Genomic DNA, 13,302 nt, shown 5'->3' on the forward strand with positions numbered 1-13,302 from the left:
GGATAATCACTAAAGTGTGGAGTAAGTGTGGAGAAATACCGATAATTTAGCGTATGATGAGTTGAAGCACTTTCTATAGCCAGATTTTCTATGTTTGATCATTCTTTTTCTTTTGATTGCCAAGATAAAATTATTCTTGTGGTAGAAGATGACTACGATATTGGCGACATTATTGAAAATTATTTAAAACGTGAAGGCATGAGTGTTATTCGGGCCATGAATGGAAAGCAAGCGATTGAATTGCACGCTAGCCAACCCATCGATTTAATCTTACTTGATATTAAATTACCCGAATTAAACGGTTGGGAAGTATTAAATAAAATACGCCAAAAAGCTCAGACTCCCGTGATCATGTTGACGGCGCTAGATCAAGATATTGATAAAGTTATGGCATTACGCATAGGTGCAGATGACTTTGTGGTGAAGCCTTTTAACCCAAATGAAGTCGTCGCTAGAGTTCAGGCAGTCCTAAGACGTACTCAGTTTGCAAACAAGGCAACTAATAAAAATAAACTCTATAAAAATATTGAAATTGATACCGACACTCATAGCGTTTATATACACTCTGAGAATAAGAAGATCTTGCTTAATCTGACGCTGACTGAATATAAAATTATTTCATTCATGATTGATCAGCCTCATAAAGTTTTTACGCGCGGAGAGCTTATGAATCACTGCATGAATGATAGCGATGCACTAGAGCGAACCGTAGATAGCCATGTGAGTAAGCTGAGAAAAAAACTAGAAGAACAAGGCATATTTCAAATGTTAATTAATGTGCGTGGCGTGGGATATAGACTAGATAATCCCCTAGCTGTAAAAGATGATGCCTAAATAATATTAAAAAATAGCTAGGGAATATTTTATGAAAAGTAAGTTAGGAATTAGTAAGCAACTTTTTATTGCCTTAACTATTGTGAATTTAAGCGTTACGCTATTTTCTGTAGTATTGGGTTATGTGATTTATAACTATGCGATTGAAAAAGGCTGGATTAGTTTAAGCTCATTTCAACAAGAAGATTGGACCAGTTTTCATTTTGTAGACTGGATCTGGTTAGCCACTGTTATCTTCTGTGGCTGTATTATTTCATTAGTGATTGGCATGCGCCTCGCAAAGCGTTTTATTGTGCCAATTAACTTCTTAGCTGAAGCAGCAAAAAAAATTAGTCACGGCGACCTCTCTGCTAGAGCTTACGATAACCGAATTCACTCCGCCGAAATGTCGGAGCTTTTATATAATTTTAATGATATGGCTCAAAAGCTAGAGGTTTCCGTCAAAAATGCGCAGGTTTGGAATGCAGCTATCGCACATGAGTTAAGAACGCCTATAACGATATTACAAGGTCGTTTACAGGGAATTATTGATGGCGTTTTTAAACCTGATGAAGTCCTATTTAAAAGTCTTTTAAATCAAGTTGAAGGTTTATCTCACTTAGTCGAAGACTTACGGACTTTAAGCTTAGTAGAGAACCAGCAACTCCGGTTAAATTATGAATTGTTTAACTTTAAGGCGGTAGTTGAAAAAGTTCTTAAAGCATTTGAAGATCGTTTGGATCAAGCTAAGCTAGTACCAGAACTTGACCTAACGTCCACTCCTGTATATTGCGACCGCCGTCGTATTGAGCAAGTTTTAATTGCTTTAATTGATAATGCGATTCGCTATTCAAATGCAGGCAAACTTAAAATTTCCTCGGAAGTGGTATCACAAAACTGGATAATAAAAATTGAGGATGAAGGCCCCGGCATTGCAACCGAGTTCCAAGACGATTTATTTAAGCCTTTCTTTAGATTAGAAGAATCAAGGAATAAAGAATTTGGCGGCACAGGTTTAGGTCTTGCAGTTGTACATGCGATTGTGGTTGCATTGAAAGGAACTATTCAATATAGCAATCAAGGCTCGAAAAGTGTTTTCACCATAAAAATTTCTATGGGTCATGAAGAGATAGGGTAATTAGCTAAATTAAAAAATCTTAGAGTTAAAGTGCCCCCTCACTCTCTTTTATTCTTCTACGAATTTCTTCTCGCCATTTTGTGGCATTTTCCTGTTGTTTGTTTAATAGGACACCTAACATATAAGCTGTAACCGCAGCGCCAATTAAGGCTATACCGGTTTCATAAATAATATCTATAACAAACTCGAGCACTCCCTCCGACAAAAAATCTAATGAGCCTGAAAATTTAAGAAATTTAGCTACAGCTACCACCCCAACTCCCAATAAGGCACCCGCCCACAAGAATATTTTATGAATGTTTAGGGGTGCAGTGACTTGGTCAATTTGGTCGGGATACTTTCGATAGTACTCAATTTCCTCATCTGTTACTTCAGAGGTGGACTTAAATAATAATTTAATAAATAGCTTGTCTTGATCAAGCTTTGTATTTTTCTTCATAGCCGTGATGCGTAATAAGTATTCTAATGTTTAATGTTACTCACTTTTTCTTTAGGGAGTAAGGGTTTTTAAGAGCTCTAGACTTTAAGTACTTTTTTTAAACGTTATAAAGGCTTCCTGAACCAAAGCTGTCTTTTGACTTTTTACCTTAAAATTTTTATTGAAATGCCATATCTAACCTTAACCAGATTCATAAAATCATTTTTATAATTTAAATAATGGATAACTAGATATGGATCGTTTTAAAATTATTTTACTTATTGCAAGCACATGTTTAACAACAACTCTTTATGCCAAGCAACAAGTCGTGTGTGTGTTTGACCCAATTGGTAAATCGGGAGACGCTTTCGCTTTAGCCAAAGATTATGCACTTGAAGCAAAAAATTGGGGAGCTGATCTATCTTTAAAAGCATATGTTGATGAATGCGTGGCAGCTGAAGATTTGAAAGTTGGAAAATGTGATGGCGCTATTATTAGCGGTTTACGTGGCCGTCAATTTAATAAATACACAGGATCTTTAGATGCGGTTGGTGCATTAACAAATATGAAAACGGCAATTAATGCCTATAAGCTGTTGTCCTCACCCATGGCCGCAAAAAACATGGTCGTAGGTCCTTATGAAATTGCAGGTTTAGGCACAATTGGTCCTGCCTATTTATTTGTAAATGATAGAAGTATAAATACTCTCGCGAAGGCTGCCGGTAAAAAAATTGGAGTATTTAAATACGACGAAGCCCAACCAAAGCTTGTTCAACATGTCGGTGGTCAGGCTGTATCGGTAGACGTTACCAATGCCGGTGCAAAATTTAATAACCATGAAATTGATATTGTGCCCGCTCCTATTGTTGCGTTTAAACCTTTTGAACTCTACAAAGGTTTAGGTGAGAAAGGAGCAATTGTTCGTTTTCCTTTGACTCAAATTTCAGCAAACTTCATTATTCGTAAAGACCAATTTCCAGCAGGTTTTGGGCAAAAGTCTCGAACTTGGGTAGCCAGCCAACTCAATAGAACATTTGGTATTATTGCCAAATATGAAAGTGATATTCCTTCAAAATATTGGATGGATATTCCGAAAAATGAACAATTAAACTATATGAAAATGATGCGCGAGGCTCGTATACAGCTAACCAAAGCAGGTATCTACGACCCAAAAATGATGAACTTTTTGAAAAAAGTAAGATGTAAAGAAAACCCAAGTAATTTTGAATGTGCATTAAACGATGAATGAACACTCAAAACATCTGCATATCTTTTTTAAAGCATTTGTATAGACTTAAAAGGTAGAACCTATAGTATAAGTTCTACCTTAACTCATTCATTTCTTCTCTAGCTTGTTGTGGTGTTTTACCCGACCACTCTTTATAAGCCCGTGTAAATGGGCTGTGCTCGGCATAACCTAACAGTAAAGCTATTTCTACAATTTGTAGCCTTAGATCTTTTAAATACGATTTTGCCAATTCGTAACGGACAGTATTTAATTCTTTCCGAAAATTCGTACCTGCCTCGGTTAAACGGCGTTGCAAGGTTCTACGTGAATAATTTAATCGCTCTGCAAGCTGTTCAATAGTGGGTTCGCCTTGATGAAGTAAGTAAGCAATCTGTTTACGAACTTGATCTGTAATTTCATCAATATGTGGCAGACTTGCCAGTAACTTGTCGGCATGTTTTTCAAGTATGGCAACTAAGGCGGCGTCGGAGTTTTTAAGCGGTAGACTTAAGATTTCCTTATCGAAACGCATCAGTGCCACAGGCTGTTCAAAAAGCACAGGACAACCAAAATATTCCTCATAAGGCTGAACATTTTCAGGCCGTTCATGAATGAAATGTATTTCTTTAAGTCTTTCTTTTCCTCTAATGAGACTACGACAAAATTGAACTATAACGGTACGGCCAGTTTCGTCCGATAAAGGGCCGACTTGCTCACCTTTTGTATCCCATGAAAGCTCTACATATTCAGTATAAATACGTACAGTGGCAGGATAAACATCATAGACAAGCCGCTGATATCGCTCAAACCTTTCTAAAACCGCCCCCAGATTTTCACAGGCAAGAAAGACTGACCCTAAAACACCTAGATGCTGAGCTGTAATGGTTTGACCCACATGTAAACCAATGAAAGGGTCATTTAAATAATCTTTGGCAATAATGAGAAGATTTTCCCAATGGTCGATATCTACGCCTTCTAAATGATTTGAATCTGCTTTAGGCCACGGTTCACCCAATACCTTTTCTGGGTCATGTCCTAGTTTTTCCAGATATTCAAATAATAACTGAACATAGATTTCAGAAATCCTTCTTCTATACAACGGCTTATTCAATCCATTCATTCCGTATGGTTCTAATTTGGCGCCAATTATCAATTAGTGTACTTAAAGCTTTCAAGCAAAAGCAAATAACTAAAAATACCTGCTCAATCCAAATTTTGGCGCAAAGTGTCAAGCAATATGGCAGCTTTCATCAAGCCCTATCTCATTATTTTTCAGAAGATAGTGTTATAGCCAATATTGAGAAAAATACGATGGGTAAAAGTCTAAATAATGTGCCCCAAGCGCCACTAGATGTTCAATTTGATTCACATGGCATGAAATGCAGTGCCTATTTATATCGTCCAGCGACCGAGGCCACTACACCAATTATTGTGATGGCGCACGGTCTGGGCGGTACTCGAAGAATGCGTTTAACCGCTTTTGCAGAGCGCTTTGTGGCAGAGGGTTATGCTTGTTTAGTGTTTGATTATCGCTATTTTGGTGATAGCGAAGGACAACCTCGACAATTACTAGATATAAAAAGTCAGCTCGAAGACTGGAAAGCCGCTATTGCCTATGCACGTAGCCTAGAAAAAATTGATCCAAACCGCGTAGTTATATGGGGGACTTCTTTCGGTGGAGGCCATGTGTTGGCAACAGCTGCTGATGATAACCGACTTGCTGCTGTTATATCACAATGCCCCTTCACCGATGGTTTCTCATCTAGCATGGCAATGAACCCGATAACGACCCTCAAGCTCACGGGACTCGCTTTAAAAGACAAGATTGGATCAATATTCGGCGCCAAGCCAGTCATGGTACCTCTTGCAGCTCCATCAGGACATACAGCATTAATGAATGCACCTGATGCTTATTCAGGTTATCTCGCACTCATGCCTTCAGGTTCAAATATTCCAAACTATGTCGCTGCACGTTTTGTACTCGACATCATACGCTATTACCCAGGCCGTAAGACATCACGTATTCAAGCGCCCGTGTTGTTTTGTGTCTGCGATACCGACTCGGTGGCGCCTTCAAAAACAACATTGCGTCATGCGAGCCATACACCCAATCATGAAATTAAGCACTACGCCGATGGTCATTTTGAAATTTACGTTGGAGAAGCTTTTGAGCGTGTTGTTCGTGATCAGATCGACTTTCTTAAACGCATCGTTCCCGTCAAGTAACAGTAAATTTAAAATATTTGGAGAAAGTCCATGAAATATGACCTGAACAAAAAAGTTGTTTTAATTACAGGAGCCGCTGGAGGAATTGGTGCAGCAACAGCCCGTGAATTTTATGCATTAGGTGCAAACTTGGTACTCACCGATATGCAACAGGAAGCTGTAGATAAACTTGCATCTGAATTTGAGGCATCTCGTGTTTTACCATTAGCGCTAGACGTTACTGATGCAGTAGCCACAAAGGATGTAGTCCAGAAAACAATAAAACACTTTGGACACCTTGATATAGCTTTTGCCAATGCAGGTATCTCATGGCGTGATGGTGCTTCGACAATTGCTAGCTGTGATGAAGCTGAGTTCGATAAGATTGTTGAAGTTGATTTACTGGGTGTCTGGCGCACAGTCCGTGCTGCCTTACCAGAGGTGAATCGCAACAAAGGACAAATCCTCATAACCTCTTCTGTTTATTGCTTCGTCAATGGAATGGCAAACGCTCCATATGCGGCTTCAAAGGCAGCAGTAGAAATGCTCGGACGCTGTCTCCGTACAGAGATTGCATATACTGGCGCAACCGCTAGTGTTGTCTATCCCGGCTGGACAGCAACACCAATCGCCAAGGTTGCCTTTGGGGGTAACGCAACTGTAACGAAGATGATTGAAGCAGCATTTCCGGCATGGTTACGCAAGCCTATTTCTCCGGAATATATGGCGCAAGCAATTGTAAAAGGTGTACAACGCCGACAGCCACGGATTTTTGCTCCAGTGCGCTGGGTTCCGTTCTCGATATTACGCGGACTGTTTAATGCAGGTAGTGATGCAATGGTTGTACGCCATAAGAAATTACAGGGATTACTTCAACAACTTGAAAGTGAATCTAAACCTATCCAGAAATAACCCATTGCCTTAAAGCCCATTTATAAAAATGTCTGGAAAGCTGATATGTCTAAGTACAAATTAAAAGATAAAGTTGTGGTCATCACAGGTTCAACAGGTGGTCTAGGACTTGCGATTGCTCAAGCATTACAAGCCAAAGGCGCAAAACTAGCACTACTAGATTTAGAGCTTAACAAAGTTGAAAGTCAGGCAAGACAGCTAGGTGGGCAAAGCATTGCCGCAGGTTGGGTAGCCGATGTACGCTCTTTGGAAAGCCTAGAAACGGCTATGGCAAATGCAGCTCAACACTTCGGTAAAATTGACGTGGTGATTGCAAATGCAGGCATAGCTACAACAGAAGCACTAGAACATATGGCTCCTGAAACATTTGAACGAACCATCGATATTAACCTTACAGGGGTATTTCGTACTTTTCGCGCAGCTATACCGTATGTAAAACAAACTCAGGGATACTTACTGGCAGTGTCTTCAATGGCAGCTTTCGTCCACTCCCCGTTAAACACTCACTATACTTCGAGTAAAGCAGGCGTTTGGGCACTTTGTGACAGTCTCCGCTTAGAATTAAAATATTCAAATATAGATGTTGGTAGCCTTCATCCGACCTTCTTTAAGACCCCAATGATGGACAGTATTCAAAATAACCCAGCAGGTAAAGCTGTATGGAAAGGTAACTCGGGTATTTGGAAATATATATCTATTGAAGAAGTTGTCTCAGGTGTAGTTGAAAGCATAGAACGGCGTAAAGATATGACGGTTGTACCTAAAATAAATACGCCAATTGCGAAAGCACCCGCACTGTTTAGAAATGTGATTGAGTTTTTAGGTTTTAATCGTAAACAGCTTAAACAGACCATGCTCTTGGCAGAGAAAAACCATAATTAACTTTAAGTATTTTGGGACACGGATGTTTTGAGATATCCGTGTTTATTTAATTAGCAGCAAAATTCTAATCATTGACTCAAACTATAAGTCTTATGCGCGGCTATTTTTTATTAAAATTTTCTTTTAACGCATCAATTAAGATATTTAATAAAGGTGCTTGCTCACGTCTATGGGGATAATACAGGTGATAAGGTTCATAGCTATGTCGCCAGTCCTTCAACGTTTCTTCCAATTCACCACTTTCAATATAAGACTGAACCATATCAATAGGTAGATAAGCGATTCCTACACCGCTCCTTGCTGCTTGAAGCACTGGAGATAAGGTTGTAAAAACGATTTTAGCATTAACAGTAATTATTTGTGTCTTACCTTGTTTGGTAAATTGCCAACGGTAGAGTTCACCATGTGTGGGTAATCTTAAATTAATACACTGGTATTCCACTAAATCTTTTGGATGCTTTGGGTGACCATAACGAGCTAAAAACTCTTTGGTTGCAACCGTTAGCATTTGTATTGGCTTACTCACCTGTAAAGCGATCATGTCTTTAGAAACTAAACCACCTCTTCTAAGTCCTGCATCAAAACGCCCTTCTACAATATCAACAAGACCATAATCAGATATGATCTCTACTGAAATTTTTGGAAATTGTTGTATGACTTTTTCAACTGCTGGCCATAAAACACTTTGTATTCCATATTCATCTGCGCTAATACGTAATGTTCCTGCTGGATCATTTTTTAAAGCACTAATTTGATTTATGCCATTTTCTATTTCTTCTATTGCAGGTTGAAGCAAATTTAATAGATATTCGCCTGCTTCTGTAGGTGCCACACTTCGTGTTGTTCTTGATAATAGTTTTATGCCAATTCGGTCTTCTAAATTACGGAGTGTTTGACTAATGGCTGACTGTGAAGTTCTGAGTTTTGCGGCTGCGCGGGTAAAGCTCCGTTCTTGAGCAACGACCATAAAAGTGTGTAAATCATTTAAATTTTCTTTCATTATTTATAAGTATTCAATATAAGTGCTATCTGATTATAGTGGATTATCATAATAAATCACCACGGTTATATTAATTTCATCGACCTAGTTCTTCTTTCGGAGAGAATATGATGAAAACTGTAACTTTCAAAAATAAAAACATCGATGTTTCTGCAACTATTCGTTTTCCAAAAGATTTTGATGAAAACAAAACATATGCAGCCCTTGTATGTGCGCATCCAATTAGTAGCTGTAAAGAACAAACTGCCGGCGCAATCTATGGTGAAAAACTCACTGAAGCTGGGTTTATTACTTTAGCATTTGATGCATCGTATCAAGGTGCTAGCGGTGGAGAACCTCGCTTTCTTGAAGACCCTGCAACACGTGTAGAAGATTTCCGCTGTGCAGCCGACTATTTAACAACGCTTAGTTATGTTGATGAAAACCGTATTGGTGTATTAGGCGTATGTGGTGGCGGTGGTTATGCTGTTAATGCTGCTATGACTGAACGCCGTTTTAAAGCAGTCGCAACTGTGGTTGCGGCAAACTATGGCCGTTTAATGCGTGAAGGTGACCAAACACCTGAAGCTGCCATTAAAACTTTAGAAGCCATTGCAGCACAGCGTACTGCCGAAGCGCGTGGTGCTGAACCATTTATTACCCAGTATATTCCAAACTCACAGCAAGAGCGTGAACAAGCTGGAATCAATGATATTGATATCAAAGAAGCGATTGATTACTACAAAACCCCGCGCGGTCAGGCAGAAGGTTCACCAAATAAACTTCGCTTTTCAGGTTTAGCCGCTGCTGTTGGGTTCGATGCATTTCATTTGGCAGAACACTTGCTCACTCAACCCTTACAAATTGTGATTGGTGATATAGCAGGTGGATTCGGTTCTTATCGCGATGGTTATGAGTTATATAGCAAAGCTGCTTCTAAAGATAAGAACCTTTTTGTGGTTAAAGGCGCTAGCCACTATGACTTATATGACCAACCTGAACCTGTTGCTCAAGCCTTAGAAAAAATTATTCCATTTTTTCAAAAGTATCTTTAAGCAAAATATTGGAAAGTTTCCCAATTGGGGGGAGCTTTCCAAATGGATACGTTTTAGTGGTAATCAAACGAGCTTTTTATAATAAATCGCCGTACCGTCATAGCTCCCATTTGAACTTAATGCAAAACTTGGAATTACGCCCACACGAACAAATCCAATTTTGCTATATAAAAGCTCAGACACATCGCCTTCACGTGTATCTAAGACAAGTAAACGCAGACCATTTTGTTTTGAAAAATTTTCTAGCTCATTCAGTAGTAATGTTGCTATTCCTTGTTTTCTTGCCGATGTAAACACCATGAGTTTTTCAACTTCAGCTCTATGAACTCCATTCTTTTTACTCACTAAGGACAATTGAACACTACCTACAACCTTTCCTTCTTGTACGGCAATCCATAGGCGGCTATTACCTTGTGCTAATTTATGGTTGACCTCACGCCAATAATTTAAGACCTCGTTCTTTTCTACGGGAGATAAGAAACCTATAGAAGCTCCGCTATTGATAGAATCTTCTAACAATAGCAATAGATCTTCTTCATGGTCACCAATTTCTTTTATTTCTAAGATTTCAATGTCTTTCATATTTTTTCTCAAATTAATAGTTGTAAACCTTCATTGCTGAACTACAAACTAAGCTCTGCTTATTTTTAATTAGATTTTTACTAATTCATCCTCATTAAGTCTTTTATGATCTTTCACAAAAGTAAAACAACTTCATAGAAATGTCTTTTTTTTAACATCAAAAGATGTTATAAAAAAGACATTCGCTACCTTTTGGATTTTGCTTTTATGAATTTGGATATGTTTAATAATGAATCCTTAAAGGATTCAGAACCCACACCTTGTGACTTCTTCAGTGGAGAAGATGCTATAGCAAAAGCTAAAGAACTGGGTCTACCCGATCCTCATATAGTTATACAAGCAATTATGGTTGGTGATTCTGAATTTAGAACCAATACAATATACAACAGATCAAGATTTATCGCTCGTTGGGGAAAGATTGGAGAACAGCTCGCTTTACTTCTTAGAAAATCAGATCCAGCTTGGGTTTATCATAATGAAAGCCAGCCAAGACTAGAAAATATTGATAAGAAAATTCAGATTATTTTCATGAGTGGTAACTTAGCCCTTGGGCATCCAGAACTTGTACTATCAGCTCTTTGTGAAAAGGGTTATATGACTTTGAAGAATATTAAAGAAAATCAATCTAGTTATGATGATGCATCAAAATTAAGAACTTGGATTCTTTATTTTCCTTCTACATCTCATCCGGCCTACACAGCAACTGATATACCAACAATTCCTTTTGAAATCGCATACCCTACAAGTTTTGTACAAACTCCTGATAAGACAAAAATTGACATATTACCAAGCAATCACACTTGCAGAATTGCATTTGAGATAGATAATACTCATCCAGTCGACAATGATCCTAAAAAGCCAATATTGGAACCATCTAACGAGATTAAACCAGATGATTTTGATATTCAGCTTGTAGTCTAACTTGAGGTTAACGTGTTTAGTAAAGATCGTTTAAGAATTGCTAAAGATTTAAGAGGTCTTAGCAATACTGATTTTGCAGAAAAACTAGGCTGCTCGCTTTCTAAAGTGAAGCAGCTTTTAGATGCAGATAAGGAAATCAGTGAAAATGATCAAACCGAAATCTGTAGAGTATTAAATGTGCCGATGTCATTTTTTATGGAAAATGACATCCAACCTCATGAAACAGAACAGATTTTTTATAGGTCTGTTGCTAGAATCAAGGCTCAACATAGAAAAGCCAATGAAGCCTATACACTTCTAGCAAAGAATATTAATACCTACTTGCTTAAGAAGGTTAAATTACCCCAATTTTCTAGACCAGTTTTAGATATTACCGAGATACAGGATCAGCACTATCGTTATGTTGATCATATTGCAATTGAATTGAGAGCATTATGGGGATTGGGGGTTCAACCCATTAATAATATTGTATCGCTCTGTGAGCTTAAAGGCATTCGTATTTTTAGACTTCCAAATGAAGTTAAAGAAATTGATGCTCTATCTTATTTCGATGATGAAAGTGGTTCTCCTTTTATATTCGTCAATAATTTTAAGTCGGCAGAACGTGCGCGTTTTGACTGTGCGCATGAGCTTGGTCATATTATTATGCATACTCATAATCGAAAGGTTCGTGAGGAAAAAGACAATAAACTCTTAGAAATTGAAGCAGATCAATTTGCTTCAGAGTTCTTAATGCCTGCAGAAGCGTTTTTTGCAACTTCTCCACGTTATCTATCAATTGATAATATGATTGAGTATAAAAAAATCTGGAGAACCTCATTAAAAGCAGTGAACTATAAAGCTCATAAACTAGGTTTAATCAGTGACTGGGTTAATCGAAGCAATCTGATGAAAATTAACTCACTTGGATATCATATTGAAGAGCCTGAAGAAACCCACCGTGATGAAAGTATGATGCTTCCAAAGATTATTTCTTTATTAGTTTCGCAACCTTCTTTTGACAAAAATAAGATGCTAGATGAAATAGGAATTTCTGAAGATGATTTCAATCAGTTAACATTTGATGCACTTGCTAAAGTAGATATACCGAAAAAGAAAACAAAATTATATCTTGTTGAATGATTACATTAAGGTGTCAATAAAGACACCTTTTTATTTCTAATTTAACCCTGATTATTTCCCCCTCACCCCATCCCCCTCAAAAACACCTCAACCATTCTTTCATCAACTTCATCTGAGCTTAACCGCTGAATAATGGCGCCTTCGATCATATATAAAAATAGTTTGGCATCGGTAAAGGAAGCATCGAGTTTAAGTACTCTAAGCTGACTATAGATTTCATTGATTAACCATGTTCTATATCTTATGGCGGTTGTATATGCGTTTGGGTAGGTATTTTTGATTTCAAAAATAGCTTTAAATAACAGGTAGTACAGCCCGTCTACATCGGTATGTAGAACATAGAGTTTCTTGAGTTTATCGATTGTGCTTGTGTCGTGGTCGTATTCGACCATAGCAACCACTTTTTCTTGGAGTCGTTCTTTTTGCACCATTAGGCAGATTTCAATTAACCGTTCTTTAGAGTGAAAGTAGTTATAAAAAGTTGCTTTGGTAATTTCGGATTCTTTTACAAGTCTGTCGACGCCCACAATATGAAAACCGCGGCGGTGAAATAACTCAATTGATGTATTTACAACTTTTAATGCACGTGTTGGGAGAACTAAATTTGGCATATTTTTACCGTTATAAATTAAATTTTTGTTGTATATAAATGAGATATAAAAACTGCTGGCTTTTTTGGGAGAAAAAAAGGCATAGCAAAGCCATAAAGACTGTGCCCAGCACATCTCAAGTTTTAATTGTTCGAAGTTTTAAGTAATAACGAGCTAAAGCCTGAAAAAGCCTTACGGCGATCAAGCTGCGTTAAATGTTTTAAGCTGTGTTGTTATAGCTTTTGGCAAGGGTTGCCAAGAAATGATGGATGTGCAAAGCCAACTCCTTATTTATGGAGTTCTGCCAGAGCATAAGATTTATGGTGGCAGAACGAAAGAGGGTTAGCAGACTGGTTTGGACTCCAGCACACCCGAAGGTGTCCCTCTCCCGTCCTGAACTGCACCCCATAAGTTAGACTTTTTAAACTTATGAGGTGTGCCCTATGCCAATTCCGAA

The 13,302-nt window shown here is 38.1% G+C and carries 14 protein-coding genes; 9 read left to right on the plus strand and 5 right to left on the minus strand.

Features of this window, described 5'->3' with window-relative positions:
* Window positions 1-90 precede the first annotated feature (90 nt).
* Together adeR and adeS are read left to right on the plus strand one after the other, a co-directional pair.
* Window positions 91-834 carry an efflux system response regulator transcription factor AdeR gene (gene adeR / locus MKL62_RS00455; RefSeq protein WP_005128656.1) on the plus strand — a complete coding sequence of 248 codons (744 nt, stop codon included), beginning with the start codon at window positions 91-93 and terminating at the stop codon, window positions 832-834.
* A 31-nt stretch (window positions 835-865) separates the two neighbouring features.
* On the plus strand, window positions 866-1,951 hold the full coding sequence (adeS, locus tag MKL62_RS00460; RefSeq protein WP_005128654.1) for a two-component sensor histidine kinase AdeS: 1,086 nt from the start codon (window positions 866-868) through the stop codon (window positions 1,949-1,951).
* Between the two features lie 25 nt (window positions 1,952-1,976).
* Here adeS and MKL62_RS00465 read toward each other — a convergent pair whose 3' ends face one another.
* On the minus strand, window positions 1,977-2,390 hold the full coding sequence (locus MKL62_RS00465; RefSeq protein ID WP_005128653.1) for a hypothetical protein: 414 nt from the start codon (window positions 2,388-2,390) through the stop codon (window positions 1,977-1,979).
* A gap of 232 nt (window positions 2,391-2,622) precedes the next feature.
* On the opposite strand from MKL62_RS00465, the gene adeT1 reads away from it, so the two are divergent.
* Window positions 2,623-3,618: a putative multidrug efflux protein AdeT1 gene (gene adeT1, locus MKL62_RS00470; RefSeq protein WP_005128652.1), complete on the plus strand. Its 996-nt coding sequence runs from the start codon at window positions 2,623-2,625 to the stop codon at window positions 3,616-3,618.
* A 73-nt stretch (window positions 3,619-3,691) separates the two neighbouring features.
* On the opposite strand, the gene MKL62_RS00475 is transcribed toward adeT1, so the two are convergent.
* Window positions 3,692-4,717 (minus strand): AraC family transcriptional regulator, encoded by a 1,026-nt coding sequence (locus tag MKL62_RS00475; RefSeq protein ID WP_001013796.1) that lies wholly within the window; start codon window positions 4,715-4,717, stop codon window positions 3,692-3,694.
* A gap of 191 nt (window positions 4,718-4,908) precedes the next feature.
* Between MKL62_RS00475 and MKL62_RS00480 the strand changes: the two genes are divergently transcribed.
* Genes MKL62_RS00480 through MKL62_RS00490 form a run of 3 tightly spaced genes read left to right on the plus strand, consistent with a single transcriptional unit; the run spans window position 4,909 to window position 7,596 of the window.
* A complete protein-coding gene (locus MKL62_RS00480) occupies window positions 4,909-5,823 on the plus strand; it encodes an alpha/beta hydrolase (RefSeq protein WP_025470037.1) in 915 nt (304 codons plus the stop codon).
* Window positions 5,824-5,853: 30 nt separating this feature from the next.
* Entirely contained in the window at window positions 5,854-6,714 is an 861-nt protein-coding gene (locus tag MKL62_RS00485; RefSeq protein ID WP_005128650.1) for an SDR family NAD(P)-dependent oxidoreductase, read from the plus strand.
* 45 nt (window positions 6,715-6,759) lie between these two features.
* The gene (locus MKL62_RS00490) at window positions 6,760-7,596 is read left to right on the plus strand and encodes an SDR family NAD(P)-dependent oxidoreductase (protein ID WP_005128649.1); all 837 of its coding nucleotides are present in this window, start codon (window positions 6,760-6,762) and stop codon (window positions 7,594-7,596) included.
* 100 nt (window positions 7,597-7,696) lie between these two features.
* Here MKL62_RS00490 and MKL62_RS00495 read toward each other — a convergent pair whose 3' ends face one another.
* A complete protein-coding gene (locus MKL62_RS00495; protein ID WP_002067654.1) occupies window positions 7,697-8,596 on the minus strand; it encodes a LysR family transcriptional regulator in 900 nt (299 codons plus the stop codon).
* A gap of 110 nt (window positions 8,597-8,706) precedes the next feature.
* Here MKL62_RS00495 and MKL62_RS00500 point away from each other — a divergent pair, with 110 nt between their 5' ends.
* The gene (locus MKL62_RS00500) at window positions 8,707-9,630 is read left to right on the plus strand and encodes an alpha/beta hydrolase (RefSeq protein ID WP_025470036.1); all 924 of its coding nucleotides are present in this window, start codon (window positions 8,707-8,709) and stop codon (window positions 9,628-9,630) included.
* 63 nt (window positions 9,631-9,693) lie between these two features.
* Here the strand turns inward: MKL62_RS00500 and MKL62_RS00505 are convergent, their stop codons facing one another.
* Entirely contained in the window at window positions 9,694-10,212 is a 519-nt protein-coding gene (locus tag MKL62_RS00505; protein ID WP_005128645.1) for a GNAT family N-acetyltransferase, read from the minus strand.
* A 207-nt stretch (window positions 10,213-10,419) separates the two neighbouring features.
* On the opposite strand from MKL62_RS00505, the gene MKL62_RS00510 reads away from it, so the two are divergent.
* Both MKL62_RS00510 and MKL62_RS00515 read left to right on the plus strand, forming a co-directional pair.
* Complete coding sequence (locus MKL62_RS00510; RefSeq protein ID WP_005128644.1) at window positions 10,420-11,133, plus strand: hypothetical protein; 714 nt, start codon at window positions 10,420-10,422, stop codon at window positions 11,131-11,133.
* Window positions 11,134-11,145: 12 nt separating this feature from the next.
* Window positions 11,146-12,255: an XRE family transcriptional regulator gene (locus tag MKL62_RS00515; RefSeq protein WP_005128643.1), complete on the plus strand. Its 1,110-nt coding sequence runs from the start codon at window positions 11,146-11,148 to the stop codon at window positions 12,253-12,255.
* Window positions 12,256-12,317: 62 nt separating this feature from the next.
* Here the strand turns inward: MKL62_RS00515 and MKL62_RS00520 are convergent, their stop codons facing one another.
* Window positions 12,318-12,866, minus strand: coding sequence for a TetR/AcrR family transcriptional regulator (locus tag MKL62_RS00520; protein WP_005128641.1), 549 nt, complete (start codon window positions 12,864-12,866; stop codon window positions 12,318-12,320).
* Window positions 12,867-13,302: the final 436 nt, after the last annotated feature.

It is taken from the genome of Acinetobacter sp. AOR01_HL (assembly GCF_027855455.1).
GTDB classification, from domain to species: Bacteria; Pseudomonadota; Gammaproteobacteria; order Pseudomonadales; family Moraxellaceae; genus Acinetobacter; species Acinetobacter baumannii.

Bases quoted from the DNA above. Each gene is read 5' to 3' on its own strand.
- MKL62_RS00490 (WP_005128649.1), top strand. From the start codon at position 6,760: ATGTCTAAGTACAAATTAAAAGATAAAGTTGTGGTCATCACAGGTTCA.
- adeT1 (WP_005128652.1), top strand. From the start codon at position 2,623: ATGGATCGTTTTAAAATTATTTTACTTATTGCAAGCACATGTTTAACA.
- adeR (WP_005128656.1), top strand. From the start codon at position 91: ATGTTTGATCATTCTTTTTCTTTTGATTGCCAAGATAAAATTATTCTT.
- MKL62_RS00510 (WP_005128644.1), top strand. From the start codon at position 10,420: ATGAATTTGGATATGTTTAATAATGAATCCTTAAAGGATTCAGAACCC.
- adeS (WP_005128654.1), top strand. From the start codon at position 866: ATGAAAAGTAAGTTAGGAATTAGTAAGCAACTTTTTATTGCCTTAACT.
- MKL62_RS00465 (WP_005128653.1), bottom strand. From the start codon at position 2,390: ATGAAGAAAAATACAAAGCTTGATCAAGACAAGCTATTTATTAAATTA.
- MKL62_RS00485 (WP_005128650.1), top strand. From the start codon at position 5,854: ATGAAATATGACCTGAACAAAAAAGTTGTTTTAATTACAGGAGCCGCT.
- MKL62_RS00520 (WP_005128641.1), bottom strand. From the start codon at position 12,866: ATGCCAAATTTAGTTCTCCCAACACGTGCATTAAAAGTTGTAAATACA.
- MKL62_RS00505 (WP_005128645.1), bottom strand. From the start codon at position 10,212: ATGAAAGACATTGAAATCTTAGAAATAAAAGAAATTGGTGACCATGAA.
- MKL62_RS00500 (WP_025470036.1), top strand. From the start codon at position 8,707: ATGAAAACTGTAACTTTCAAAAATAAAAACATCGATGTTTCTGCAACT.
- MKL62_RS00495 (WP_002067654.1), bottom strand. From the start codon at position 8,596: ATGAAAGAAAATTTAAATGATTTACACACTTTTATGGTCGTTGCTCAA.
- MKL62_RS00475 (WP_001013796.1), bottom strand. From the start codon at position 4,717: ATGAATGGATTGAATAAGCCGTTGTATAGAAGAAGGATTTCTGAAATC.
- MKL62_RS00480 (WP_025470037.1), top strand. From the start codon at position 4,909: ATGGGTAAAAGTCTAAATAATGTGCCCCAAGCGCCACTAGATGTTCAA.